Consider the following 25,925-nt stretch of genomic DNA (forward strand, 5'->3'; position numbering starts at 1 on the left):
GGGCGTCCCAAACTGATCGTCCGAAACGGATCAGAACTCGTCGGTCGGCGAGGTCTCCACGCCGTCTCGAGTTCGCTCGTGGAGACTACGCTCGAGTCGAGCGCGACTCTCGTCGTGAACATCGCGAGCGTCCTCGAGGTCGATGTCGACAATCTGTGGCGTCGACCGAGAGAACGTCCGCGAACTGGCCGTATCGACGACGACCGTCGCCAGATCGAGTCTGCGCTGGAGAACCGTCCTGTTGGTCGTCAGCGTTTGGATTCGGTAGTAGGGGATGACGGTCGTGGTCCGGTTCCAGAAGCCTCGGCGGACGACCAAGTGGTCCTCACCGAGGTAGTAGGACATGTGTTTCCACTTGAGGTGGGCCGCTGGTGGAACTGCGAGAAAGGCGAGTCCCGCGAAGTACCACTGCTCGAGTGCGGTCACCTGGGCTGTGACGAACGCGGCACCGACGAGGAGCGTCGCGAGAATCGTGTACCGCGCGAGGTATCGGCGGCGAGCGATCGGCGGGTGGTCCGAAAACGCCGGTCGCTCGATTCCGGTGACTCGTTCGGCGAATCGGTAGACTCGGTCCTCGGTCGCGAACGGAACGGTCGGTTGGCTGCCGCCGCTGCTTTCGGGGCCGTAGCCGGCCGTCTCGACCCAGAGCCCGGCGTAGCCGAACGCCCGCTGGATCGGATTGTCCGTGATCGACACCGATTGGACCTTGTCGATCGGAATCGAGCCGCTGTAGTGTTGGATGAGTCCATGTTCGTAGACGTAGTCGTCGCCGGCGCGCTCTAGCTGGAAATCGTAGTAGCGTGCGATGGTAAACAGCCCGCTAAAGAGGTACGCGGCCAGCGCCCAGGGGACGACGACGAGAACGGCTTGGAGGAGTATCGAGAGTTCGAAGAACCCGCTCGTGAACACCCCGGATCCGCCGTCGGTGAAGAAGACGAAGAGGATCACCGGCAACATGACGCCGCTCAGGCTGAACGCCGTGGTTCCGTAGAGCAACAGTTCGCGGGTCTCGAGTTCGAACAGTCGCGTTCGTTCGACTCGGTGGTCGTCAGTTGCTTCGGTCTCGATCCCGGAATCCGTATCAGAGCCGGTGACGGGTTGGGTCTCCGTGCCGACATCTGCGTCGACCGCTGGTGTTTCAGTGGCCGATTCTGTACTCGAGGCCCGTTCGTCCGACGTTGCCCGCTCGGATCCGGATTCGGCCGTCAGTCGGCGGACCTCGGTGCGGATTCGCTCGGCTTCGTCCTTGGTGACGAAGCTCAGGGTCGCCTCGGAGGCCCCGCCACCAGCCGTCTCGAGGGAGACGACGGCGACGCCGAGTATTCGATGGAGCAGATCCTGTCTGAGGTCGACGTTCTGGATTCGGCCGTAGGGAATTTCTCGAGACTGGCGCGCGAAAACGCCCGAGGAGACGTCGAACGTGTCCGGGGAGAGTTCGTACTCGAACCGGTAGTAGGTCGCAATTCCGTGTGAGACTCCCAGAACGAGCCCTATCGGAACCAGTGCGTACACCGCGTTCGTGCCGAGCGGGTCCGCGAGGAACGAGACGGTGAGAAACGGAAGGAAAAAGCCGATGATCGCGCCGCTGACGGCGTTCGAGACGGCGCTGAGTGGGTGGAGTCGGTTCATCGTGAGTTAGACCGCGTCGTCGGCCTCGCTCTCGACTGCCAGTTCGCGCAGCGCATCCTGAAGGTCTCGAGCACGGTCGGGCGTCAAGCCCGGAATTCGAACGTCCGCGTTGCGCGAGCCCGCCGTGTAGACGACGACGCTCGAGAGTCCGAGCACGCGTTCGACGGGGCCAAACTGCGTGTCGACGTGCTGGACGCGAACGAAGGGCACCGAGGTTTCGACGAAGGTAACGACGCCGCGCTCGAGGTAGAGCGCGTCGTCCTGAAGTTCGTACTGCCAGATCTGATACAGCCGAATCGCGTAGACGCTCGTGAGGACGAGGCCGATTGCGATGACGACGGCGATGATCGACGCGGGAACGTCTGTGATAAATTGATCGAGGGCGACCAGGAGGAGCCCAACGACGAGCGCCTGAAGAGCACCTTTTGCTATCCAGAGGAGCCTAATTCGCGAATGGAGGGATTCCATACCGCGGCGTTATTGTGGAAATTAGATAAAATCATCGGAGCGTTTACTCGAGGCGGTGAAGTCGACGTCGAGGCCGAGGTCGTCGTCTCGAGCGCGCTGGCGAAGCGCCGATTGGAGCCGTTTTCGGCCGGTCCCGTGCGCGTCGCGCGCGTCCTCGAGATCGACGTCGTAGATGGTCGGCGTCGTCCAAAAGAGCGTTCGCGAACTGGCCGTGTCGATGACGAGCGACGCCAGCCCGAGTCGACGCTGGAAGATCGACCGACGAGTCGAGACGGTCTGGATTCGGTAGTAGGGGATCACGGTCGTTCGGCGCTGCCAGAAGCCCCGTCGCACGACCAGGTGGTCCTCGCCGACGTAGTAGCCGAGGTTGACGTACTTCAGGTGGGCTGCGGGTGGAACCCCGGCGAAGACGACGGCAGCGAGGTACCAGCGCTCGAGGCCGGTTACCTGCGTGATTCCGAAGCTGATCGCGACGACGACGGTGGCGACGAGCGAGTAGCGAACGAGGTATCGGCGGCGTGCGATGGGTGGCGGGCGCTGGAACTTCGGCGTTTCGACGCCCGTCAGGTTTTCCGTGAAGCGATGAACGCGTCCCAGTTTCGCCAACGGGACGGCAGACTGGCTGCCGCCGTTGCTGTCGGGGCCGTAGCCGGCCGTTTCGACCCAGAGTCCAGCGTACTCGATCGCCCGTTGGATCGGGTTGGCGGTGACCGTCACCGATTGAACCTTTTCGACGGGGATCGAGCCGCTGTAACGCTGTAAGAGCCCGCGTTCGTAGACGAAGTCGTCGTCGGCCCGTCCGAGCTGAAAGTCGTAGTACGTTGCGAACGTGTACGCGACGCTCAACACGTACGCGATGACGACCCCGTTGGCTATCGAGACGAGCGTCAGGATGCCGTAGTCTGTCGTCGTCCCTTCGCCCAGCGATTCGGGGCCACCGACCGGTTGGGCGACGACTACGAGCAACTCGAGGAAGGTATCCGTCGCGATGAAAAAGAGTCCCAAGACGGCAGCGGCGGCCGCGGGCCGAAACGACGTGAACGAGTAGAGGAGGAGTTCTTTGGCCTCGAGGTCGAACAGTCGATGTTGTCGGCGTCGGCCGACTCCTGATGCGAGCGGAGACTCGGGGTCGAGCTCTCGAGAGCGGTTCGACGTCGGTTCAGGGACACCAGGATCGCCGGTCCCGTCGATCGTCTGGTCGCTGCTCGTGCGCTCGGCGTCGTTGGGGTGTTCGGATCGATCGGCAACTGACTCGGATTGATCGTCCGGCGACGATTCCTGTTCGCGTCGTCGACCTCGACGGTTCTTTACCTCGGCAGTTCGCCGCCTGATCTGCGTTTGGAGTCTCGTGGCTTCGGATTCGCTGACGAAGTTGAGCGTCGCTTCCGTTGCCCCGCCACCTGCGGTCTCGATCGACAGCGTCGCGAGACCGAAAAGTCGTTGAAACACCCCTTGTCGAACGTCGACGTTCTGGATCCGGCCGTAGGGAATTTCGCGGGATCGGCGCGCGAAAACGCCCGAGGAGACATCGAACGTGTCCGGCGTAATCGCGTACTCGAATCGGTAGTAGTACGCGACGCCGTAGGCGACGCCGATTACGAACCCAAGTGGCGCAGCGAGCGGAGACCAGGCCGGGCTGATCGAATCGACGAGGGCACCAAGCAGTAGAACCAACGCCATCGGTATCCAGAGCCAGATGAGGCCGTATTGAAGCCCGTACGTGGCTGCGCTGAGTGGATGGAGTCGGTTCATCGTGAGTTAGACCGCGTCGTCGGCCTCGCTCTCGACGGCGAGATCACGGAGGGTATCCTGGAGCGCCTCTGCACGGTCGGGCGTCAACCCCGGAATTCGGACGTCCGCGTTGCGCGAGCCCGCCGTGTAGACGACGACGCTCGAGAGCCCGAGCACGCGTTCGACGGGGCCAAACTGGGTGTCGACGTGTTGGACGCGAACGAACGGGACGGCCGTCTCGACGAACGTGACGACGCCGCGCTCGAGGTAGAGCGCGTCGTCTTGTAGTTCGAAGCGCCAGACCTGATAGAGTCGAATCGCGTAGACGACTCCCAGCCCGATTCCGACCGCGATGACAGCCCCGACCGCTTCGATGGGGATATCGATCACCCATTGACCGGCGAGCGTCCCGACGACGCCGAGGACGATCGCGACGATCGCCACGTTCGCGATCCAGAGAAGTCTGATTCGCGGGTGAAGGGATTCCATACGCATAGCCTCTCAGGAACGTGGATAAAGTTGCGGTTGTCTCCTCACGTGACGTGATTGTCTCGCGGCGGTGTCTCGAGTCAGTCCGCTTGCTCGTCGTACTCCTCGGGCGTGTACGTCGACAACTCGAGGGCGTGGATATCGGTCGTCATGTGCTCTCCGAGGGCGTCGTAAACGGCCTGGTGTTGTTGAACCAGCGGGAGGTCGTCGAACGTCGGCGAGACGACCGTCGCTGCGAGGTGGTCGTCGTCGTGTTTGTCTCGCGCGTGCGTGACGTTCGCCTCGGCGTCCTCGACGTTCGACTCGATGAGTTCCTCGATGTCGGATAGATTCATACACGGACATTCGGACGCTCGAGGCAAAAGCGCCGCGGTCTCGCTCGCAGCGGGTCGGCGTCTCCGTCTCGGTTGTCCCTTCTCGAGTCGCTTCGGCGTCGATACGCCGGTGCCTGCCGGACGGTGACGGCGAGTTTATACCGGTTCAGGGTCCTTGCTGGGATATGTCACTGGCAGCCGACGCGCGGCGGGCCGCCGACTCGCACCCGTTTCTCATCACGGCGTTGCGGGCGGGGATCGTGAACTACACCGCCGCCGCTCGATTCCTCGAAGTCGACGGCGAGACGGACGCGGTCGCGACGGCGTTGAGACGCTACGCCGAGGAGTTACCGACACACGAGACGAGGGCTCGAGACGCTCGGGTCACGATGGAGAGCGGGATCGGTCCGGTCGAACCGGGGTCGGACCACGCCGTTTTGGAGGAGGCACTGGTCACGGTCGCCGGGAGTGCATTCGGTCCGACTGGGGGCGACAGCACGGCCGTGATCGCGACCGGTGAAGTCGGCGCGACGGCACTCGCGGAAGTCCTCCAGCAGCTGTCGCGTTCGGGTGTCGAGCCCCAGTCGGCGGGCGTCGGCGACGAGTCGCTGATCGTCGTGGTCGATCGACTCGAGGGGGCGAACGCGCTCCGGGCGGTCGAGGACGCGCTCGAGTCGTGTCTCGACGCTCATCACACGCTTTAACTTTCGGCCGGGGGAAGTGAGCCTAATGACCCTGCACGTGACGAACACGTTGACGGGCGAGAGAGAGCCCTTCGAGCCACAGGACCCCGAGAACGTCTTGCTCTACTACTGTGGCCTGACGGTCTCCGATCCGCCCCACCTGGGCCACGCGCGCTCGTGGGTCCACGTCGACGTCATGCACCGCTGGCTCGAGTACCTGGGCTACGACGTGCGTCACGTCGAGAACTTCACCGACGTCAACGAGAAGATCGTCGCCCGGGTGGGCGAGGACGACCTCGGCTCGGACGAAAACGACGTCGCGGAGACGTACATCGAACGGACGCTCGCGGACATGCGCGCGCTCAATCTCCGCCGCGCGGAAGTCTATCCGCGCGTCTCAGAACACGTCCCCGAGATCGTCGACCTCGTCGAAACCCTGATCGAAAAGGACTACGCGTACGAGTCGAACGGCTCGGTCTACTTCGACGTGACGAGTTTCGAGGAGTACGGCAAGCTCTCGAATCAGGAACTCGAGGAGATCGAATCCCAGGGGGAAGCCGACGAGCGCTCCGAGAAGCGCCACCCTGCAGATTTCGCACTTTGGAAAGCCGGCGGCGTCGACGAGTCGTCCGTTCACGAACACCGCCACGACGATGTAGCGTTCGAGTGCGAGGACGAACCGAGCGGCCAGACCTGGGAGTCGCCGTGGGGCGAGGGCCGTCCCGGCTGGCACATCGAGTGCTCGGCGATGAGCATGACGCACCTCGAGGAAACGCTCGACGTTCACGTCGGCGGGAGGGATCTGGTCTTTCCCCACCACGAAAACGAAATCGCCCAATCCGAAGCCGCGACCGGCCAACAGTTCGCGAACTACTGGCTCCACTGCGAGTTGTTCCAGATGGACGACGAGAAGATGTCCTCGAGTCTGGGCAACTTCGTCACGGTCGACGACGCCGTCGAGCAGTGGGGGACGAACGCGATTCGGACCTTCCTCACCGCGGGATCCTACAACAGCAAACAGCTCTACTCCGACGAGACCATCGCAGAGGCACAGGAGCGATGGGATCGACTCGAGCGCGCCTACGAGTCGGCCGTCGAGGCGCTCGACTCGCCGGCCGCACGGACGAAAGCGTCGGACGAATCGCTTCGAGACACCGTCCGGAGCGCGCGTTCGAACTTCGTCGCCGCGATGAACGACGACTTCAACACGCGTGAGGCGCAGGCCGCGTTGCTCGAGCTCGCATCGGCGCTGAACGCACACCTCGAGAGCCACAACGAGTACGACTACCGCGGGCTCAGGGAGGCCGTCGAGACGCTCGAAGAACTCGGGGATGTCCTCGGTCTCTCCTTCGTCGGCGAGACGACGGGAACGGCCGACCTCGCGGGCGACGTCGTCGATCTGGTCCTCGATGTCCGCGAGCAAGAACGAACGGCGGGGAACTACGAGCGAGCGGACGAGTTGCGCGACGAACTCGAGGGACTCGGCATCGAAATACAGGATACCGACGACGGCGCGAGCTACCGGTTACCGAGCGACGAGTAGTCCGCTGGTTTTTCGCTACCACTTCTGCGAGGGCTCGTTTCAGCGAGTGACAACGGGCACGAGCTATATACGCACGAGTGGGGACGACCCGAGTAGATGAATCGACGGGTGTTTCTCGGGGCGAGCGTCTCCGGCATAGTCGGCGTCACTGCAGGCTGTCTGAGCGGTATTATCGACGACGAAACGACGTTCGAGGCGTCGCCGGTTCGCGTCTCTCCGGCCGCCGTCGACGAGACCGACTACGAGCATATCCGAACCGAAGAACGGGTCGAACAGCGGGAGTACGAGGGCGAATCGTACGAGGAAACGAGTTACGTGAGCGAGTACGCCCGGGAGGTCGAACACTCACTCGAGGACCTCGAGTCGTCGTCCGTTCCGGCCGTCGTCTCCGTCGTGTCCACGCCGACAGTCGTGGTCGCGGGCGAGGAACTCGAGACGCTCGCAGACCGCGATCCCGAGGTCATCGCCGAATCGGTTCAGGACGGGTACGAAGAGTTCGACCTCGAGAACAACGTCGGCGGCCGTGCCGTCGAGGTCGACGATCTAGAGATCCGGGTCTCCTTCGATACGTACGCCGCGACGGCGACGGTGGCTGACGACGCTGACGCGGAGATCGACTGCGTGGTCGACGTCGTTCGATTCGATGCCGGCGAGGATTCGCTCGTCACGATCGGCATCTATCCTGACGACGAGGCTCTCGAGTTGAGCGACGAACAGGGCGAGGTCGATACACTCCTCGCCGGTCTCGAACACGGCGAGGATGTAGACGTAGATATCGACGAGGAAACGGAGATCGATCACACGGACGATGACGAATAGAATCGGTGGCCACTCAGAATCCGAGCGCGGTCGAAATCGACAGGCCGCTCGCGATCGCCCCGAGCAGGTAGCCCCCGATTGCGCCCCCGTTGAGCAACGGTAAGCCAGCGTGGGGTCGGCCCTTGAGCACCATGTACATGAGCACCAGGAGGCCGGCGATCGTTCCGACGAGCGCGCCGAGTGCAGGCACGTTCAGTGCGAGTCCGGGTACGTCGATCGTCCCGGCCTCGAGGAAGTACGCGGCGCTCGCGACGAGAATCGTCGGAATCACGGCGTCACCGAGGCCGATGAACAGCGCGTCGCGCTCGCGTTCTTCGGCGGAGAGTTCCTCTGTGTTAGCTTCGCCCTCGGAGCCACTTCCGGCCTCGAGTTCGGCGTCTGAATCAATCTCGAGATCCGCGTCTGTCTCGGCCTCGAGTTCGGCGTCTGAATCAATCTCGAGATCCGCGTCTGTCTCGGCCTCGAGATCGGCGTCCGCTTTGGTCTCGGTGGCGGGGTTTGGTTCGGTCTCGGCCGCAGTACTCGAGTCCACCTCGTCGGTCGATTGGTGGCTGTCCGATGGATTCTCGTCTTCGACGTCGGTGACCCCCTCGGTGCTTCCCGCCTCGAGGTACGAGTAGGAAAGCGTCGTGGGGACGACGAGGACGACGGGGATTTTGAGGTCCATCACGCCCTCTGCGAGGTCGAGCATATGCTCGGTTCGGTAGACGCTGATTGCGTCGTAGATTGCGAGGATCGAGAGCAACAGGATGGCGGGTAGGAGACCGAAGCTGATCCCGAAGAGGGCGGCCGCGCCAGCACCTAATACGATACCCGTGGCGTCTATGACGTACCACTCGGGATATATTAACAGGGCTGCCCCGACGCCAAGCGCGCCGAGTACGGCGAGGACGTTGGTCGAGGCGACGGTAACCACCGGCGGGACGAGTTCGGCGAAGACGAACCACCCGAGCATCACGCTGACGCCGACGATCAGGGCCCTGATGAGCCAGTCGGCGTTGTACTTGAACGTGAGGAGCATGAACGCCGTCGCGACGAGGATAATTCCGAAGTAGAACGCGCTGTTGGCCGGATCGTCGGGATCGTCGACGGCCTGGTGGCCCGCCTCCTGGAACGGTTCGACCAGCGCGAGCGTCCCGAGCTGGATCGCGAGGAAGAGCGCCACCGTGAATCCGACGGCGGCGGAGACTCGAGTCCGATGGTTCATAGCCCGGCGTTCGTATCCTGCTGGTATGGGTGTTTTCGTCTCCGCTCGAGGAGGCGTACGCCGAACTCAACCCACTTAGCGTGTGTAGAGCTTCGAGCCGACGAGCGACGGCAGGTGGACGCCGTCCTCCGGTGTCACCGCAACGTAGGGTTGCTCGACGGGTCCGAACACGTCGACGACGCGACCGACGGTCTCGAGGTCGTCGTCGATGACCATCGTCCCGATTTCGTCGCGAAACGCGTTGCCGCCTGCGTCCGCTGCATTCTCGTCACTCCGTTCGGTCGCGCGGAGGACGGCGAGTCCCTGTGCCGTTCTGACGACGGAGCCAACCCGTCGCATCTTACTCACGCATCGCGACGACGTACGCCGCGACGGCCTGAACGAGGTCGTTCTTCGACGAATCGTCGGCACCGCGAACGACGACCCGACCCCGGTCGGCCCAGTGCTCTCGAGAGTAGGCTTTGTCCCGTTCGATCGAGGCGTCGTAGCCGATCTGTTGGACTGCCTTGGCGATTTCGTCGACCGTCGGTTCCTCGACGGCGAGCTCCTGTGAAACGCGCCGCCCGTCGGCCCGCGAAAGGGCCGCATCGAGATAGGCGGGCCAGATGACGTTCTCGACCATACACTCATCTCGGCAGTCCGACCGGTAAACCCTTTTCAAAATCAGTGGGGAGAGATTCCCTATCGGAACCGAACGAGGAACCCGACGGCGAGCAAGGCTGCGGCAACCGCGGCGGGAACGCCGAAGCCGGGGATCGGTTCGCTTTCGTCGCCGTCGTCAGCGTCGTCAGCGTCGTCGGCACCCTCAGCGTCCGATTCGTGCGCCTCGGCTTCGTCTGCGAGATCCTCGACAGTTTCGACGATCATCGGCCCTGGCTGGTTCATCAGGTTGTCGTTGACCGGAACGAAGTTCTCTTCTTCAGCCGCCGTCGTCGCCTCGACGGCATCCGGTATCGGTGGCTCGTCCTGATAGTCGGGATAGATGATGACGTCAGGATCCGCTTCGACCACCATCTCCGGGTCGATCTCGCCCCACTCCTCGACGCCAGCATCCTCGGCGATGTTCTCGAATCCGGCCGCCTCGAGCACGTCGTGGTTGAACGAGCCGGGACCGGCCGTGTAGCCTTCTTCGTCCATCGCGAAGTACGCCGTCGGCGACTCGTCGATGTCCGGTTCGGCGTCCTCGAGTCGGTCGTCCATCTCCTCGACCGTGTCGGTTGCACCCTCACACTCGCCGACGAGTTGCCCGGTGAGTGCGACGTTCTCGGTGACGTCGTCGATACTGTTGGCGTCCTCGACGACGAAAACGGTCAGGTCGGCCTCGTCACGGAGTTGGTCGATCAATCCCTCCTGGCTGAGTGCCGTTTCGTCGGCGACGACCACGTCAGGATCGAGATCGATGACCTGTTCGGCGTCGGTCGTCACGCCGTCGTCTTCGGTGATGTCGGTCGCGTGATCTTCGACGTCGAGGTAGTCGGTGAATTCGCCGATCGGCATGCCGACGACCTGCTCTTGGGCACCGATTTCGTAGGTCGTTTGTGCGTCACTCGGCTGTAAGGCGACGACTTCCTCCGGTTCTTCGTCGATCGTGACGGTCTCACCGGTCGCGTCGGTCATCTCGAGGGGATACTCACAGACGGTATCGTCCTGAATCGACGGTGTGACGTCACCCGCCGAGGTGCTCGTTTCGGGTGTGGCGTGTGTAGTAGCGCCGGCCGCGGCGGCCGGGGCGAACGCTGCGGTGGCAACGAACACTGCCACGACGAGTGCTGCGATAGGTCGCATACCTCCGACTCTGGAGCCACTTCAACAAATATTTGGCTAATCCAACCGTGGTTGTGACGTATGTACCGACCGGGCCGGCTCCTCGTGTGGTCGATGGGGTTGTTCGCCCTCCTCGTGGCCACGATCGTCGCCAGCGCGGCGCTCGGCTCGGTCCGGATCGACCCGCTCACGGTTTCGATGGCCGTCCTCAACGCGCTCGCCGTTCCCGTCGGGGCCAGCCTCGAGTCGTCCGGGCTTCCGGTCACCGGGTGGTCGATTCCGTTCCCGTCGTTCGAGTACCGTCCGCTGTTCGGCTTCGACGTGCCCGACAGCCATCAGATCATCGTCACCGACGTCCGCCTGCCGCGGATCGCCCTCGCAGCCACCGTCGGATTCTCGCTCGCCGCGGCCGGGACGGTGATGCAAGGATTCTTCCGCAATCCGCTCGCCGACCCCTCGATAATCGGCGTCTCGTCGGGTGCTGCCGCCGGTGCCGTCGCAGCCATCGCCTTCCCAGCACTGATTCCGTTCGGTGGCCTCCACCTCGCGGCGTTCGTCGGCGCGCTGGGAACGGCCTTTTTCGTCTACGCGATCGCGACCGAAGGCGGGCGAACGCCGGTTGCAACGTTGCTCCTCGCGGGCGTCGCGATTCAGGCCTTCCTCGGCGCGATGATCTCCTACATGCTCGTCCACAGCGGTGACGACCTTCGACAGGCCGTCGTCTGGATGATGGGCCATCTGAGCAACAGTACGTGGAGCGACGTCGCCTTCGCCCTCCCGGTGACGCTCGTCGGCGTGGCCATCTTGCTCACCTACACTCGAGAGATGAACGTCTTGCTCCTCGGGGAGGAAGACGCCCACCACCTCGGCGTCGACGTCGAACGGACCAAACTCCTCTTGCTCGCACTGGCGAGCATCGTCACCGCTGCGGGCGTGGCCGTCGCTGGCGTCATCGGATTCGTCGGCCTCGTCGTCCCCCACATCATGCGACTCCTCGTCGGCCCGGATCACCGAATCCTCCTGCCGACCAGTGCGCTCGCGGGGGCGTCGTTTCTGGTCGTAACGGATACGATCGCCCGCCTCGGGACGCTCTCGTTCCCACTGGGTATCCAGATCGAGACGCCGGTGGTTCCCGTGGGGATCATCACGGCCGCACTCGGTGCGCCCTTCTTCCTGTTCTTGCTCACGCGACGGGAGGTGCACTCGGTATGAATCCGTTTACTTCCGGCGCGAACTCGGATAGTACCGACACCCACGGGGAACCCCTCGAGACCGAGGAACGCGACTCGCTTCCATTCGCGAGTACCGGACGGACACCAGCATCCGCGTCGATCGAAATCGAGAACTGTTCGCTCTCGTTCGGTGACCTCTCCGTTCTCGAGGACATCTCGCTTACCGTCGACGCTGGTGAGTTCGTCGGCTTCATCGGCCCCAACGGAGCCGGGAAGACGACGCTCCTTCGATCGATCAGTAGCGCACTCGAGCCGGATTCGGGGACGATTACGGTCGACGGGACCGACGTCCACGACGCCTCCTCGAGGGCCTCGAGTCGGTTGCTCTCGGTCGTCCCCCAGGATACGTCGCTCTCGTTTTCCTTCCCCGTCCGCGCCGTCGTGGCCATGGGCCGTCACCCCCATCGTTCTCGCTTTAGCGCGCCCACGGACGAGGACCGGCTTGCGGTCGAACGAGCGCTCGAGCGAACGCGAACGACCGAGTTGGCTGATCGACCGATCGACGAGATTAGCGGCGGCCAGCGCCAACGTGTCGTCCTCGCGCGAGCGATCGCACAGGAGACGCCCGTTATGTTGCTCGACGAACCGACCGCGAGCCTCGACGTGAACCATCAGGTCGAGACGCTCGAGTTGGTTCGCGACCTCGTCGACGACGGCCAGACCGTCTGTGCGGCGATTCACGACCTCGATCTGGCCGCCCGCTACTGTGATCGTCTCGTCTTGCTCGCCGATGGCTCGGTCTACCGGAGTGGGCCGCCGGAAGACGTACTAACGGGTGAGACGCTCTCCGCGGTCTTCGAGGCGAGCGCAACGGTGACGCAGAATCCCGTTACGGGGACCGAACAGGTGACGGCACTACCGACTACCGACGGAACTGCGGACCGACTCGAAGCGACAAATTCGAGCGGAATGGACAACGATGAGAGAGCCAACGACAACGGCAGAGTCGACAACGACGGCAGAGTCGACAACGACGGTGGTGCCACGAACGTCACCGTCCACGTCCTCGGGACTGGACAGGTCAGTGCGGGCGTCGTCTCGCGACTCGAGACAGCGAATCGCGACTTCTCGGTAACCGTCGGTCCCGTGACCCGCGGGAGCACAGTCGCCGATATCGCGCGCCGACACGACCTCGCGTGTCTCGAGATCGGCCCCTACGAGTCGCCATCGCCGGCCGTACACCCGACGTTCGAGGTGCGAGTCGGAACTGCCGACGTCACGGTCGTCACCGAACGCGTCGTCGAATCGGTTGGGCCCGGGTCGCGCGCACTCCTCGAGACGGTCGATGCAGTCGCCGACTCGGTCGTGATCGTGACGGACTCGAGCGGAGACGACGGACGGGACAACAACCCTCGGGAAGCCGACAGTCGAGTCAGTGCCACCCGTGAAGACGACGTATCTGGTAGCGACTATCCAGCGTCGCAAACGGCCCCCGAAACGTTCTCGAGTCACCAGCGAGTGATTGCTGGAACCCGAGAGACCGTTCTCGAGTCCATCGACGCCGCACTCGAGGAACACACGAACGCGGTCGACTCGCGTCGGACCGCCGGGTCCGCGAGTAGCGGATCGACTTCCGAAGACGATTCGAGTCCGGGCGCCTCGGCGGAGTCCTCGAGCGATTAGAGAGTTGCAGAGCGCGGTATCAATCTGGGTTCTCGGTTTGCACCCCTCGAGACGCTCGAGAGGGGCTTTACCAGCCGATCAGTCGAAGGATGATCCCGAGAATGATTCCCGAGATGCCGACGAGAAGTCCAACTCCGGGGATGACGGGGATCGGAATGAGACCGATTGCGAGCACGATCGCGAGGATGATGACGATCGTCGAGAGTCTAACCATACTAAATTCTGTCACGACATCGACCGGTAACGATAGTGCTTGCATGTGCGAGACGCGAAGTGTATTTACGACTGTCTGTCACGCTTTCCGAGAGAGAACATGCTCGAGACATTTGCAATCGTCTTGCTCTTCGTGAGCGTCGGCGTTCTATTGTTCCTGCCGACTATCGCAATTAGCTGGTGGCAATCGCGCGAGCGAGATGAACGAGACGACCGTGATTCGAGCGAGCGTACACGTGAGTAAGGCGGCCGACGACGACTGAACGCAACTGGACGGTTTTTTACCCTTCCGCCACCGAGTGGCCGCTAATGAGCGAGTACGATTACGACGAGCTCGGACTCGTCGCCGGGCTGGAGATCCACCAGCAACTCGAGACGGCGACGAAGCTGTTCTGTCAGTGTCCGACCGAGCTTCGCGAGCCCGAGGAGTCGTCGCGGACCTTCACGCGCTATCTCCACCCGACGCGCAGCGAACTGGGCGAGATCGACGAAGCCGCCTTAGAAGAGAGCAAGGTCGACCGCGAGTTCGAGTACCTCGCGTACGACTCGACGTGTCTGGTCGAAGAGGACGACGAGCCACCACACGAACTCGACGAGGAAGCGCTCGAGACGGTCCTCGAGATCGCCCAGCTAATGGACATGCACCCGGTCGATCAGGCGAACGTCATGCGAAAGCTCGTCGTCGACGGCTCGAACACGTCGGGCTTCCAGCGCTCGACGCTGATCGCGACCGGCGGCGGGATCGAGACCAGCGAGGGGAGCGTCGGTATCGAAGACCTCCTCCTCGAGGAAGAGAGCGCCCAGCGCGTCGAGGAGACAGACGACGGCGTCCGCTACAGCCTGGATCGGCTGGGGATTCCGCTCGTCGAAATCGGCACGAAGCCCGACATCGCCTCTCCCGAACAGGCGCTCGAGGCCGCCGAACGAATCGGCATGCTGCTTCGTTCGACGGGCAAGGTAAAACGCGGGCTCGGAACCATCCGTCAGGACGTGAACGTCTCCATCGCGGAGGGGGCTCGCGTCGAGATCAAGGGCGTCCAGAGTCTGGACGACATCGACGACATCGTCCGCAACGAAGTGGGTCGACAGGCCGAACTCGTCGACATTCGTGAGGAACTCGAGAAACGCGAGGCTGCCGTCGGCGAGGGACAGGACGTCAGCGAGGTATTCGAGGGAACCGACAGCGGCGTCATCGCCGGCGCGCTCGACAGTGGTGGTTCGGTAACGGCCGTTCCACTCTACGGCTTCGACGGCATCGTCGGGCGCGAGATTGCACCCGATCGTCGGCTCGGCACCGAACTCTCAGACCACGCAAAGCGCCACGGTGCCGGCGGGATCTTCCACACGGACGAACTCCCGGCATACGGCGTGACCGAGGGCGAAGTCGACGCGCTTCGCGACGCGGTCGGGGCCGGTCCCGAAGACGCCGTCGCGATCGTCGCCGCTGACACCGACGTCGCCGAAGCCGCGATCGAGGCCGCCGCCGAACGCGCTGCGACTGCCCTCGAGGGCGTCCCCGAGGAGACCCGCGGCGCGAACGACGACGGGACGACCCGCTATCTGCGTCCACTGCCCGGTGCTGCGCGGATGTACCCCGAGACGGACGTGCCGCCCGTCGAACCGGATCCGAGCGGGGTTCCGGAGCCGGAACTCCTGACCGAGAAGGTCGAACGGTATCAAGACGAGCACGACCTCGGTGCCGGACTGGCCGAACAGGTCGCCTACGGCAGACGGATGCCACTCTTCGAGGACGTGGTCGCCGACGGCATCGATCCGACGCTCGCCGCGACCACCCTCGAGTCGACGCTCACCGAACTCAGACGAGACGACGTGCCGGTCGAGAACCTCGAACGCGGGCATCTCGAGACCGTGCTCTCGATGGCCGAAGAGGGCGACCTCCCTAACGAAGGAGTGCCGGATCTCCTCTCCACGCTGGCTCGAGAACCGGACCGAACCGCCGAAGCGGCGGCGGAAGCGGCGGGACTCGGCGGCGTCGACGAAACGGAGGTTCGGGACGCCGTCGTCGAGGTCGTCGAACGAAACGAGTCACAGGTCGCAGACGAAGGTATGCAGGCGTTCTCCGGACTCATGGGCGAGTGTATGGGCGCGCTCCGAGGGAAGGCCGACGGCGACCTCGTGAGCGAGTTGCTGCGTGAAGAGATTCAAAAACGGACGTAGACCGTCTGCGAATCAAAAACGGACGTAGACCGTCTGCGAAAACGCTCGAGACGCATTTCGTCGCCATCTTCGTAATTACGACTTCGAATAGCGTGCTCACTCACTGGCGAGTTCCTCGAGCAACGTCTCTAGCTCGTAACTCTGGAGCGCGTCCCGCTCTTCGATGGCCGAAATCACGAACGTCGAATCGGTCCGGTCGACGCCTTCGATCTGTTCGAACTCCGCGATCAGTCGTTCGACCATCTCGCTGGCGCTCAGTCGAGCGAGGACGATGAAGTCGGTTTTCCCCATCGTAAAGTAGACGTTCGTGACGCCCTCGACGGTCAGCAGTCGGTCGGCGAACTCCTCGTAGGAGCCCTGATAATCGGCGTGAACCTCGACGAGGACCGTCACGCCGAGGCCGAGTTCCTCGAGGTCGATCTCGTAGCGATCGTTCGTGATGATTCCCTCCTCTCGGAGGTTGCTCAACCGATAGTGGATCGTAGAGACCGGTATCCCAGTGGCTTCGTGGAGTCGTTCCGGGCTCCCGGTCTCGAGTTCCGAAATTGCCTTCAGCAGTCGCACGTCGCGCTCGTCCATGGAGTAACACTCAGCGTTCGGTTCGAATATATCCTTCGTCTGACGTACTTGGACATATCTATAACACAGTCCATCAGTGTGGCAGTACATTCGGATGTGATCCATATGTGTGGTTCTTGATTCGCCTCAGAGAGTGAGCTTGTAGAAGGATCTAAATATACCCCTCCATTCTGAATCGGATATGACTCATCTACTCTCCCGCCGATCTGAGTACCGAGAACTGGTGCTCTTTTCGATACTCGCACTCTGCTGGGGAAGTTCGTTCGTCGCAATCGAAGTCGGCCTCGAGTACGTCCCACCGTTGTTGTTCGCCGCCTTTCGCTACCTCGTCGCGGGCGCAATCGTCTTCGCATATGCGGTGATCGCAACCGACCGAATACGGCCACGGACTCGCGGCGAGTGGCTCGCCGTCTCCATCGCGGGCGTCTTCGTGATCGGTCTCTACCACGGGCTCTTGTACCTCGGTGAGCTCTACGTCTCGGGAGCAGTCGCCGCAACGGTCGTCAGTACGGCCCCGATTCTGACGGTCGTCTTCGCCAGTCTCCTGTTGCCGAATCAGCGAATCAACGGACTCAGCGTTATCGGGTTCGTCCTCGGACTGGTAGGTGTAATCCTCGTCGTTCGACCGTCTCCAGCATCGCTCCACGGCGACATGACGTACGGGGCGATACTCGTCCTTGGTGCTGCGATTACCTTCGCGCTCGGGAGCGTCCTCGTCCGACCGATCGAGTCCGCACTGCCGATCGAAACGCTCCAGGCGTGGGCGATGCTCATCGGTGCCGGCGTCCTGTTCGCCTGGGCGGGCGTTCGCGGTGAGTCGATGGCTGGCGTCGAATTGACGACGACAGCGTTGCTCTCGTACGCGTACCTGACGATTATCTCCGGTGTCTTCGCGTTCTTGCTCTACTTCGAGTTGCTCGAGCAAAGCGGACCGACGCAGGTCAACCTCGTGGGCTACGCCGAACCTGCCGTCGCGATCGTCGTCAGTTGGCTTGTGCTCGGCTCGGTCGTCGACTCGATTACGATCGTCGGATTGCTCACGATCCTCGTGGGCTTTCTCGTCATCAAGCGAAACGCGATCCGCTCCGCTCTGGTATCGACGCGTTCGGGCAAGCCAGATCGGGGACTTCCTGAGACGTACGTCGAAGCCAGCACTGAACCCCACCTCGAAGCCACCACCGAAACCCACGCTAAAGCCAGAACAGATGGCGGGGTCGTCCCCGAGTCCGACTCGAGTGAGTTACCCAACGAGCGCTAACCCCTAGAGTTCGAAGCGGTAGTCCCTCGGGTCTGACGGCCTCGTTCGTATCGTGCTCAACGGACTATCCGTTTCGTACTCGACGACTCCGCTCCTACTGTACCTCCGCTCTTACTGTACCTCTGCTCGTACTGCACCTCCGCTCCTACTGTACCTCCGCTCGTACTGCACCTCCGCTCTTACTGTCCTCGAAGACCCGAACGTAACGTAAATCGCTAGTAAGAGCTCTTCTGGCACTCAATCGGTCAGCTCTCCCGTGTACTCACCGTCGACCCGCACTGCAGTGTCGTCGGTCGTCGTCTCGGTCGAGTCTGCGTCGGTTCCGAGTGCCGACTCGAGTCCTTCACTGTCCAGTGAATCTTCCCCGGCGTACGTCACGAGCGTACTGGCGTGTGCGCCGTCGGATTCGACCGCGAGGTGTTGGTGAACGGCCGACGCATCCTCGAAGGCCCCGAATTCGAACTCGAGGCTCTCCTCGTCTTCCGCCGGTTGCTCGCCGTCGATCGTCTCGGCGGGAAGGGCCTCGTCGTCGGTGTACACACCGAGCGTGATCCCTCCCGATTCGCCCGTCCGGAGCAGCCACTCGAAGTCGTCGTCGGTTTCGTGTTTGGGCTCTCGGTCGCCAGTTGCTGTCTCGACGATTCTGTCGACTCCCTCGAGTGCGTCGTACTCGTCGTCGTTCGGATTCGGGTACGAAAAGGCGTACACGCCGTCGGTGATCCCGACGATTTCGTCGGTTTCGGCGTCACTGAAGAGTGCTGACGAATCAGATTCGGACTCGAGGTCGTATCCCGCCTGCTCGAGGTCGGTGTAGAGACCGTCGTAGTCGTACTCGCCGACGACTGCGAAGGCACCGTTCGCGTACACGAGCGTTCCCTCGTCCGTCGGTGTCTCGTCGTTGTCGCTGTAGGCGGTCGCTCCTGGGGAGTTTGCCAGGTGAGAAAACCCACTCGAGTTGAGGACGGCGACGACGATCGGGTTCCCGATGAGCGGATCGTCCGGTTCGTCACCAGCCGCCGCGTCTTCCTCGTCGATGATGGTCGCCATCGTCTCGAAATCGATCGCACCATAGACGTACGGCGAGTGGTCTCCGGTGGGAAGAATCGACGCGTACGACGGCAGTTCATCGTCGGCCTCGATCCCGCCGTCAGATTCCTCATCGTCGGAGCTAGGTAACTCCGAGCATCCAGCGAGGGCCAGCATTCCACCCGCGGCGAGAGACAGTGCGTGTCGTCGGTTGACCTCGATCATCCAGTCGTAGTAATTACCACTGATATATCATTGTAGTGGTATTCGTTCCGTTCGTCTCGCAGTGGCAACGAGGTGCGAGAATGCGAGGAAAGGACGGTCGGTGAAGCAGCTGTCGGCTTTGTTACTTCTTTTCGGGGCGGTCAGTTGCTCGGCGAAGGACACCGAGGAGCGTGTGTGCTTCTCGCGCTGTCAGATCCGCCCGACCGTGGATCCGACGAAGCATCCGCATCGTTTTGTCGTGTTTTTCGGACGGATGATTGAGTTCCGCGAGAAGCGCGTCCCATTGGTCGTACACTCGATCGACCGTCTCCTGTGGCGCTCGGACCTGCTCGCGGTCGGGAAGCTGTGTGTCTCCCTTCGCGAGTGTGAGTGAGCTGAGTTCGTAGAGCGTGATCGTCGCCGCCTGACCGAGATTGAGAACGGGGTACTCTTCGGCAGCCGGAATGGAACAAATTTCGTCGATTTGGGCGAGTTCCTCGTTCGTAAGTCCGACACGCTCACGGCCAAAGACGAGTGCCGTCGGTCCCTCGACGGTCTCGAGGCGATCTGCGAGTTCGCCAGGAGTCGAGAACGGAAAACGGACGTGACTGTTGTCGTCTTCGTTCGTCACTGCCGTACAGCCGATGGTGTGATAGTTTTCGACGAGCTGGTCGAACGTAACTTCACTCGCGTTCGGAAGAATGTCGTCTCGAGCGTGTCCTGCGAATCCGTACGCTGGGCCGTCACGGTCGAGTGCTGGCGGGTCGACGAGGAGGAGGTCTTCGAATCCGAAGTTCTTCATGCCTCGTGCAATCGTCCCGACGTTCCCCGGCGTCTGGGCATCGACGACGGCGACTGCTGGCGGTGTTCGACGAGTGACCGTGGTCTGGTCGTCTAACTCCTCGCTCATACGCGTTCAGCGAAGATCGGGTCGTGAAACGGGTTACCCTTTCGATTCATCACTCGGTGGCTCGAGGACGGAAGCAACGAATGAGAGAGGAGCGGGATTGACCGGAAGAGAACGAGAGTCTTGTTCAGGATACTCGACCAAATCTGGACATCGTCTCGGTCTCTTCATCTGTCTCGGTCACTTCTTCTCTTTCAGTCACTCTTTCTCTCTTCTTCTGTCTTCTAGTCTAGACTAGCTAATCTAGACTAGTTCCTAGACTAGTCAGTTGATACTAATTGTACTAATATGGTCTTGAGACTGTGATACTTTGGAATTGTGTGAGTACGGTCGTGGTTGGGTCGGTATAGTCTCGATTCACGAAGGTGTTTGGTAGCTCTCCGTATCTCGAGACACAACACATATAATGGGGGGAGGGACACACCCCCATCGCGTTTGTAAGGCTGTATGTGTGTGGGGGTTCTGTATCGGTACACACCAGTGCCGCGGATGTAAAATCAGCTCGACTGACCCTAAATGCGGACAAATCAGCCGATACTCTCAGACCCCACCCACCCATTTGCCGTTACAAACGCGATGGGGGTGTGTCTCCCTCGAGCGATGGAATTAACAGGTTCGAACGTCGCGAATGGCGTTTTGAAACACGAGAGACGAGTGGGAGCGAGTGGAACGATTTGTGCGAGAGCAAGTGGATCAATTTGAGCGAGAGCAAGCGAGACTTGCACTGTCCGCTCCTAGAAATCGAGTGAACTTCGGAGGAGCGCTCGTTTTAACCACCGTCAGCGTTCATCTCCCCTCGACCCCCTCCCTGTCGGCACAGTTACATCCGCGACGGGGGTGGGGGCGTTTCGCATACCGGTCGTCCATCGAACCACAGTGTTAGAAGCGCGATACTGGCAATCTACTGATTCACCGTCACTCCCGCGCGTACAGTCTTTTTAGAGGGGTTCCCACCATATTTACATCCGCGAGCGAAGTCCATAGGTTTATTTCAATCCAGTTGAAAGCCACGAGGTACTGCAATGTCCGCCAACGACGATCGTGATCCGCTCTTTCAATACGACGATCCGGTCTTTGCTGACGAGCGATTGCTCGAGATTACGCACCTCCCCGGCCCCGACCGCATCGTCGGCCGGGACGAACAGATGCAACGCGTCGCAGACGCCCTGAACCCTGCAATCTTCGGCAGCGAACCCAACCATCTATTCATCTTCGGGAAGACTGGAACCGGAAAGTCACTCATTTCTCGATCGGTGACCCAACGTGTTATCTCGGAAGCCGGTCGTGACGACATCGTCGTCAAGTACGCCTTTATCGACTGCGGCGAACAGAATACGGAGGCTTCGGTCATCAAGACCATCGCGCAACTCGTCAACGAACCCGAAGCGAGTGGCATCTCCGTTCCCGACCGCGGACTCGGCACCGGTGACTACTACAAACGCCTCTGGGAGGCCATCGACCACTGCACGGACGTCACGATCGTCATTCTAGACGAGATCGACATGCTCGAGAACGACGAGGTCCTTCGAAAGCTCTCTCGAGCGGGCGAAAATCGGCGTATCTCGGACTCGAGTATCGGTATTATTGGCATTTCGAACAAGATCGACTTTCCCGATCATCTCTCCGAGCGCGTCAAATCGAGTCTTTCACGTGACGAACTCGTCTTTTCACCCTACGACGCCAACCAACTCGTCGAAATCCTCGAGAAACGCCGCGACGCGTTTCACGATGGTGTCCTTTCCGACGACGTGATTCCGTTGACCGCCGCGCTGGCGGCCCAGGAACACGGCGACGCGCGGAAGGCGATCGATATCCTTCGCAATGCGGGTCGGATCGCAAAGAAACAAAACGCGACGCGCGTTACCGCGGATCACGTCCGGGATGCAAAGGAGAAAACCGAAGCCGACAGGTTCAACGAATTGATCGAGGGCTCTCCACAACAGGCGAAGGCGATCTTGTACTCGCTGACGCTGCTCACCGAGAACAGTTCGGAAAAGGAGTTCCCGACGAAGATTATCTACAACCAGTACAAGTCGATCGCTCGTCAACTCAACTTCGACGTCCTCTCCGAACGGCGAGTCCAGGAGATCCTACAGGAACAAAACTTTCTCAACGTGATTCAATCCGAACGTGAGGGACGTGGGCGCGGTCGAGGCGCGCACGCGAAACACCGGCTCCTCGAGAACCCGTCTATCGTCAAAAAGGTGCTCCTGCGAGATTCGCGACTGGCCGTCCTCGAGGACGACGGCGACGAGTAAGTCCCTCCGAGAAGCCGTGGACACGGTTCTCTCAAACTGACGTCTATTCTTCGCGATCTGACCCCAGTGCAGCGGATTTGCGGATTCACTAGTTACGCTCGCTATGTGCCCTTGCTGTGTGTCCCGTGTGAGTCTCTTTCATGGGGAAGACTGCGGTGTCTCAAATCACCAACCGTCGCACGACCGAATGCCTTCCTTAAGGATCCATTCACAAGGTAGACTATATGTTAATATCTTATACAGTACTGTGGAAACACTATTCAATTGTTGCGATATTTCCTACTCTATGTCGAATATCACGAAGCGGTTACGAGAAACAGCGATGGGTCATCAAAACGAACCAGCAATCGCCGGTGAGGATGGGGTCGAGCCACTAACGTTTTCGACGCTCTGGTCACAAACGGACGCGTTCGCTGGCGGGTTACAGGAACGTGACATCGCCAGCGGTGATACTGTCGTGATCTGTCTGTCGAACCCTCAAGCGTTTCTCGTCGCGTTCTATGGGGCGCTCAGAAACGGATCGGTTCCGGTGACGATGCCGTCTTCGTATACGAACGCCGAGCGGACGACCGTACTGAACGAGACAAATGGAACGGCGTACGTCACCGACGAAACGCCGTTTCTCGGCATTTTGAACAGAGTCACTTCGGTTCGTGTCGCGATCACCGTCGATATTGACTCTCGAATGGGGATCGATCTCTCCGCATTTCTCGACAACGACGGAATGAATAGCGCAGGATCTCGAACTGGCATCGACGTCGTTCGTCAATCTGACACGGACCGTGGATTGATCGCGTACGTCGGATACGACGACGGGAGCCCGCTGGGAGTGGTTTATACGCACTCGGCGATTTCGGCTAGCGCTCGCCTCGGCGCGTCTATTCCTCACGAAACGACGCGCCCCCACCACCTTGGGGTTCTTCCACCGTCGAACCCGATCGAACTGCTCTACGGAGTGAATGCGACGATACTGAGGGGCGGTCAGTATCATCCGCAGGCCCAGTGGTGTCCCGAGCGACTCCGGACTACCCTTGCCGCTGACGATATCGACCGGATATTAGTCACATCATCCCAGTACGATGAACTTCGAGCATCCGAGACGGACGGAACTAACGAAGACGACAGTGACACGACGATCGCCGTCATCGAACAGATGACGTCACTACCCGAGAGGACTCGTGAGAACGCAACGAGTGGGTGCGCAACAAATGGGGACGCAACTCGGTACGTCGGGTCGCCAGAGACGGGACTGACGCACGCTCGAGTCCCGGGTGATGGGCCCAATTCGACGCACACTACGCTTCCCGACGTCGAAGTGAGGAATATCGAGGATGGAGACGGTGGACGGTCCGTCAGGAGTCCAGCGGCGATGACTGCGTACGCGAACCGGCCAGAGTTGACCGATGAAACGATGATTACGACCGACGGTACGCGATGGATCCGAGCAGAGGCGATTGTGACGGGAGGGACGACTGCGTCGGTCGTCGGATCGACTGCGCGGTAAATCGAACTCGAGTTGTTCTCACAATCGGCGTACCTATCAGGCTCTGTTCCCCAGTGTGTGGTATGAACGCTGTCGACGCAGCAGGTCTCGGGATCGGTGACGATTACCCGCCCCGGATTATGGGTGTGTTGAACGTCAGCGAGGAGTCACCGTACGATCCGAGCGTGTTCGACGATCCCGGTGACGCCGCTCAATATGTCGACGAATCGTTGATCGACGAGGGTGCCGATATCGTCGACATCGGACTCGAGTCTGCGAACAAACGCTTCGACGTGCTTTCGGCCGACGAAGAACTCGAGCGACTGGATATCGCCCTCGAGACGATTGAGAGCGTCAGTGGAGATGCGGTGTTCTCGATCGAAACTCGGTACGCAGCGGTTGCCGACGAGGCGATTTCACGTGGGTTCGACATGGTCAACGACATTGCCGGATTCGCCGATCCGGAGATGCCGGTCGTCTGTTCGGAGTACGACGTCGCCGTCGCCAAGATGGCAAGTCCGCCCGACCTCGAGCGACCCGGTGCCATCGAGGAGACCGATTGGGCGCAACGAAAGTCACGCGTGTGGGCCGATAACGCCGACTACGTCGACAAGGTCTACGAGGCGTTGAAACAAAACGGTCTGACCGAGAAGACGATCATCGATCCGGCGTTCGGCGGATGGAGCGAGGCACAAACGCTCGAGAACGACCGGGAGACGTTCCGACGCCTGCGAGAGTTTCGGTCGCTCGAGCGACCGATGCTCGTCTCGATCAACCGGAAGAACTTCCTCGGAGACATCGCCGATCGCGAGACCGAAGATCGACTGCCGGTGAGCCTCGCTGCGACCTCGATGGCCGTCGACCGTGGGGCACACATCGTCCGAACGCACGACGTTGCCGAAACGAGGGATGCAGCACTGATCGGTGATGCGTTCGCTGATTCGTGTGCTCGAGACTGATTCGTGTGCTCGAGACTGATTCGTGTGCTCGAGACTGATTCGTGTGCTCGAGACTGATTCGTGTGCTCGAGACGAGTGTCGATCGATTTCTGTCTTCTTCTCTTTACGGCCGATCTACGCAGTCCCGATGAGAGGAGCCAGCCACTCGTGGTACCAATAACCATGGTACAGTAACGTCGGACCGATTCGACTGAATTCACGCCGCTCGAGTATTCTCTCCAGATATTCGTCACGCTCGACAGTATCAGATTCCAACTACTGACAGTGCTCAGGTAAGAGAAAGCTTATGCCTGATGCTTCAAAAGGATGGAGTGGACGCCGGGTGGCCTCCCGGGTAGGGGTACTTCGGAGGCGACCTCCCGGCCCACAACACGGAATTATTGTGGCCCCAACCGGCGAGTGACATCTTCACTCGAGCACGTTATGTACTCCGCCGTGACTGTTCTTCTTTGAAATAGAATCGACTGATGAACGCTGGCTGTTGTGAACACAACGTCGGACTATCGTTCGTTGGACTATCTCGCTATTGTTCGTCCCACTATCGTTTGTGGGGCCGCGTGCGCAATACAGATACGACTCCACTTCACAAGAGGAAGTATGGAGTTCGACGAGTGGGAACCCGTGTACGAAGCGATTCTCGAGGATTTCGGGTACGGTCGTGAAGGTGATGAGCGAGCGCGGGATCTTCTCGGATCGATGACCAACGCGTTCGATTTCGACGTACTCTCGAGCGTCGAAGACGCAACTGTCGCCATCGTTGGGGCGGGACCATCGCTCGAAGACGATGCTGCGCTCGAGCGAATCCGGGGAGCCGACGTCGTCTTTGGGGCCTCGACAGCGACCGATCGGCTCGCAGCCCACGGCATCGCCGTCGACTGTATGGTGACGGATCTCGATAAGAATCCGGGTACCGTTCGACGTCTCACGGAAGATGGCGTTCCCGTCGCAGTCCACGCTCACGGAGACAATATCCCGCTGATTCGCGAGGTCATTCCGACGTGCACAGACGAATACGTGCTTCCAACGACGCAGGCTGCACCGCGGGGTCCGGTCGTCAACGTCGGCGGGTTCACCGACGGTGACCGTGGGGCCTTCCTCGCCGACCATCTCGGTGCCACGACCCTCGAGTTCGTCGGCTGGGATTTCGACGATCCGACGGTCGATGGGCAGAAAGCCCGGAAACTCGAGTGGGCCGAACGACTACTCGCCTGGCTCGAGCGACGCCGCGGCGAGGCGTTCGAACTGTTAGACGGCCGTCGAGCGACTATCGATACGAACGACTTACCAGTGGAACCCACCCGAGACCAGTGACGGCTCACTCTCGTGTGCGCGTCGCCGAGGGGCTGAGGGGCTCGAGG

Annotated in this window: 24 protein-coding genes and 1 pseudogene; 12 read left to right on the forward strand and 13 right to left on the reverse strand. The window is 61.3% G+C overall.

Annotated features, from left to right (window positions below; genetic code table 11):
- Window positions 1–30: 30 nt before the first annotated feature.
- From BB347_RS04910 to BB347_RS04930, 5 genes are all read right to left on the reverse strand, one after another.
- Window positions 31–1,629 (reverse strand): PH domain-containing protein, encoded by a 1,599-nt coding sequence (locus tag BB347_RS04910; RefSeq protein ID WP_076577829.1) that lies wholly within the window; start codon window positions 1,627–1,629, stop codon window positions 31–33.
- A 6-nt stretch (window positions 1,630–1,635) separates the two neighbouring features.
- The gene (locus BB347_RS04915; RefSeq protein WP_076577827.1) at window positions 1,636–2,097 is read right to left on the reverse strand and encodes a PH domain-containing protein; all 462 of its coding nucleotides are present in this window, start codon (window positions 2,095–2,097) and stop codon (window positions 1,636–1,638) included.
- A gap of 21 nt (window positions 2,098–2,118) precedes the next feature.
- Window positions 2,119–3,849 (reverse strand): PH domain-containing protein, encoded by a 1,731-nt coding sequence (locus BB347_RS04920; protein WP_076577825.1) that lies wholly within the window; start codon window positions 3,847–3,849, stop codon window positions 2,119–2,121.
- Between the two features lie 6 nt (window positions 3,850–3,855).
- Window positions 3,856–4,317: a PH domain-containing protein gene (locus BB347_RS04925; RefSeq protein ID WP_076577823.1), complete on the reverse strand. Its 462-nt coding sequence runs from the start codon at window positions 4,315–4,317 to the stop codon at window positions 3,856–3,858.
- 80 nt (window positions 4,318–4,397) lie between these two features.
- Window positions 4,398–4,652, reverse strand: coding sequence for a BolA family protein (locus BB347_RS04930; RefSeq protein ID WP_076577820.1), 255 nt, complete (start codon window positions 4,650–4,652; stop codon window positions 4,398–4,400).
- A 164-nt stretch (window positions 4,653–4,816) separates the two neighbouring features.
- Between BB347_RS04930 and BB347_RS04935 the strand changes: the two genes are divergently transcribed.
- The 3 genes from BB347_RS04935 (at window position 4,817) to BB347_RS04945 (ending at window position 7,676) form a co-directional block, all read left to right on the forward strand.
- Window positions 4,817–5,335 (forward strand): DUF7523 family protein, encoded by a 519-nt coding sequence (locus BB347_RS04935; RefSeq protein WP_083687674.1) that lies wholly within the window; start codon window positions 4,817–4,819, stop codon window positions 5,333–5,335.
- 25 nt (window positions 5,336–5,360) lie between these two features.
- Window positions 5,361–6,857: a cysteine--tRNA ligase gene (gene cysS / locus BB347_RS04940; RefSeq protein WP_076577816.1), complete on the forward strand. Its 1,497-nt coding sequence runs from the start codon at window positions 5,361–5,363 to the stop codon at window positions 6,855–6,857.
- A gap of 96 nt (window positions 6,858–6,953) precedes the next feature.
- Window positions 6,954–7,676 (forward strand): DUF6517 family protein, encoded by a 723-nt coding sequence (locus BB347_RS04945; protein ID WP_076577814.1) that lies wholly within the window; start codon window positions 6,954–6,956, stop codon window positions 7,674–7,676.
- A gap of 13 nt (window positions 7,677–7,689) precedes the next feature.
- Here the strand turns inward: BB347_RS04945 and BB347_RS04950 are convergent, their stop codons facing one another.
- The 4 genes from BB347_RS04950 to BB347_RS04965 all read right to left on the reverse strand — a co-directional run bounded on the left by BB347_RS04950 (window position 7,690) and on the right by BB347_RS04965 (window position 10,668).
- Complete coding sequence (locus BB347_RS04950; protein ID WP_076577812.1) at window positions 7,690–8,883, reverse strand: presenilin family intramembrane aspartyl protease PSH; 1,194 nt, start codon at window positions 8,881–8,883, stop codon at window positions 7,690–7,692.
- Window positions 8,884–8,958: 75 nt separating this feature from the next.
- Window positions 8,959–9,222 (reverse strand): H/ACA ribonucleoprotein complex subunit GAR1, encoded by a 264-nt coding sequence (locus tag BB347_RS04955; protein ID WP_076577810.1) that lies wholly within the window; start codon window positions 9,220–9,222, stop codon window positions 8,959–8,961.
- Between the two features lies 1 nt (window position 9,223).
- Window positions 9,224–9,505, reverse strand: a complete 282-nt coding sequence (gene srp19, locus BB347_RS04960; protein WP_076577808.1) for a signal recognition particle subunit SRP19 — start codon at window positions 9,503–9,505, stop codon at window positions 9,224–9,226.
- A gap of 59 nt (window positions 9,506–9,564) precedes the next feature.
- Window positions 9,565–10,668, reverse strand: a complete 1,104-nt coding sequence (locus BB347_RS04965) for a PGF-CTERM-anchored ABC transporter substrate-binding protein (RefSeq protein ID WP_076577806.1) — start codon at window positions 10,666–10,668, stop codon at window positions 9,565–9,567.
- 60 nt (window positions 10,669–10,728) lie between these two features.
- Here BB347_RS04965 and btuC point away from each other — a divergent pair, with 60 nt between their 5' ends.
- Both btuC and BB347_RS04975 read left to right on the forward strand, forming a co-directional pair.
- Window positions 10,729–11,859: a vitamin B12 ABC transporter permease BtuC gene (gene btuC, locus BB347_RS04970; protein ID WP_076577805.1), complete on the forward strand. Its 1,131-nt coding sequence runs from the start codon at window positions 10,729–10,731 to the stop codon at window positions 11,857–11,859.
- Window positions 11,856–13,502: a heme ABC transporter ATP-binding protein gene (locus tag BB347_RS04975; protein ID WP_083687673.1), complete on the forward strand. Its 1,647-nt coding sequence runs from the start codon at window positions 11,856–11,858 to the stop codon at window positions 13,500–13,502. Before btuC ends, BB347_RS04975 begins: the two co-directional genes overlap by 4 nt.
- A 67-nt stretch (window positions 13,503–13,569) precedes the next feature.
- Here BB347_RS04975 and BB347_RS19230 read toward each other — a convergent pair whose 3' ends face one another.
- Complete coding sequence (locus BB347_RS19230) at window positions 13,570–13,716, reverse strand: hypothetical protein (RefSeq protein WP_168170929.1); 147 nt, start codon at window positions 13,714–13,716, stop codon at window positions 13,570–13,572.
- 99 nt (window positions 13,717–13,815) lie between these two features.
- Here BB347_RS19230 and BB347_RS19235 point away from each other — a divergent pair, with 99 nt between their 5' ends.
- Both BB347_RS19235 and gatE read left to right on the forward strand, forming a co-directional pair.
- Window positions 13,816–13,959 (forward strand): hypothetical protein, encoded by a 144-nt coding sequence (locus BB347_RS19235; RefSeq protein WP_168170930.1) that lies wholly within the window; start codon window positions 13,816–13,818, stop codon window positions 13,957–13,959.
- 65 nt (window positions 13,960–14,024) lie between these two features.
- The gene (gatE, locus tag BB347_RS04985; RefSeq protein ID WP_076577800.1) at window positions 14,025–15,893 is read left to right on the forward strand and encodes a Glu-tRNA(Gln) amidotransferase subunit GatE; all 1,869 of its coding nucleotides are present in this window, start codon (window positions 14,025–14,027) and stop codon (window positions 15,891–15,893) included.
- 96 nt (window positions 15,894–15,989) lie between these two features.
- Here gatE and BB347_RS04990 read toward each other — a convergent pair whose 3' ends face one another.
- The gene (locus tag BB347_RS04990) at window positions 15,990–16,472 is read right to left on the reverse strand and encodes an Lrp/AsnC family transcriptional regulator (RefSeq protein WP_076577798.1); all 483 of its coding nucleotides are present in this window, start codon (window positions 16,470–16,472) and stop codon (window positions 15,990–15,992) included.
- A gap of 181 nt (window positions 16,473–16,653) precedes the next feature.
- Here BB347_RS04990 and BB347_RS04995 point away from each other — a divergent pair, with 181 nt between their 5' ends.
- Entirely contained in the window at window positions 16,654–17,730 is a 1,077-nt protein-coding gene (locus tag BB347_RS04995) for a DMT family transporter (protein ID WP_170871994.1), read from the forward strand.
- Window positions 17,731–17,967: 237 nt separating this feature from the next.
- Here BB347_RS04995 and BB347_RS05000 read toward each other — a convergent pair whose 3' ends face one another.
- Together BB347_RS05000 and BB347_RS05005 are read right to left on the reverse strand one after the other, a co-directional pair.
- Window positions 17,968–18,981, reverse strand: coding sequence for a hypothetical protein (locus BB347_RS05000; protein ID WP_076577796.1), 1,014 nt, complete (start codon window positions 18,979–18,981; stop codon window positions 17,968–17,970).
- A 121-nt stretch (window positions 18,982–19,102) separates the two neighbouring features.
- A complete protein-coding gene (locus tag BB347_RS05005) occupies window positions 19,103–19,870 on the reverse strand; it encodes an RNA methyltransferase (RefSeq protein WP_076577794.1) in 768 nt (255 codons plus the stop codon).
- A 1,019-nt stretch (window positions 19,871–20,889) separates the two neighbouring features.
- On the opposite strand from BB347_RS05005, the gene BB347_RS05010 reads away from it, so the two are divergent.
- The 4 genes and pseudogenes from BB347_RS05010 (at window position 20,890) to BB347_RS05025 (ending at window position 25,878) form a co-directional block, all read left to right on the forward strand.
- On the forward strand, window positions 20,890–22,125 hold the full coding sequence (locus BB347_RS05010; RefSeq protein WP_076577792.1) for a Cdc6/Cdc18 family protein: 1,236 nt from the start codon (window positions 20,890–20,892) through the stop codon (window positions 22,123–22,125).
- Window positions 22,126–22,411: 286 nt separating this feature from the next.
- Window positions 22,412–23,629 (forward strand): class I adenylate-forming enzyme family protein, encoded by a 1,218-nt coding sequence (locus BB347_RS05015; RefSeq protein WP_076577790.1) that lies wholly within the window; start codon window positions 22,412–22,414, stop codon window positions 23,627–23,629.
- A 62-nt stretch (window positions 23,630–23,691) separates the two neighbouring features.
- A pseudogene (gene folP, locus BB347_RS05020) lies at window positions 23,692–24,549 on the forward strand (dihydropteroate synthase); the annotation flags it as partial.
- A 615-nt stretch (window positions 24,550–25,164) separates the two neighbouring features.
- Window positions 25,165–25,878: a 6-hydroxymethylpterin diphosphokinase MptE-like protein gene (locus tag BB347_RS05025; RefSeq protein WP_076577788.1), complete on the forward strand. Its 714-nt coding sequence runs from the start codon at window positions 25,165–25,167 to the stop codon at window positions 25,876–25,878.
- Window positions 25,879–25,925 lie beyond the last annotated feature (47 nt).

It is taken from the genome of Natronorubrum daqingense (assembly GCF_001971705.1).
GTDB classification, from domain to species: Archaea; Halobacteriota; Halobacteria; order Halobacteriales; family Natrialbaceae; genus Natronorubrum; species Natronorubrum daqingense.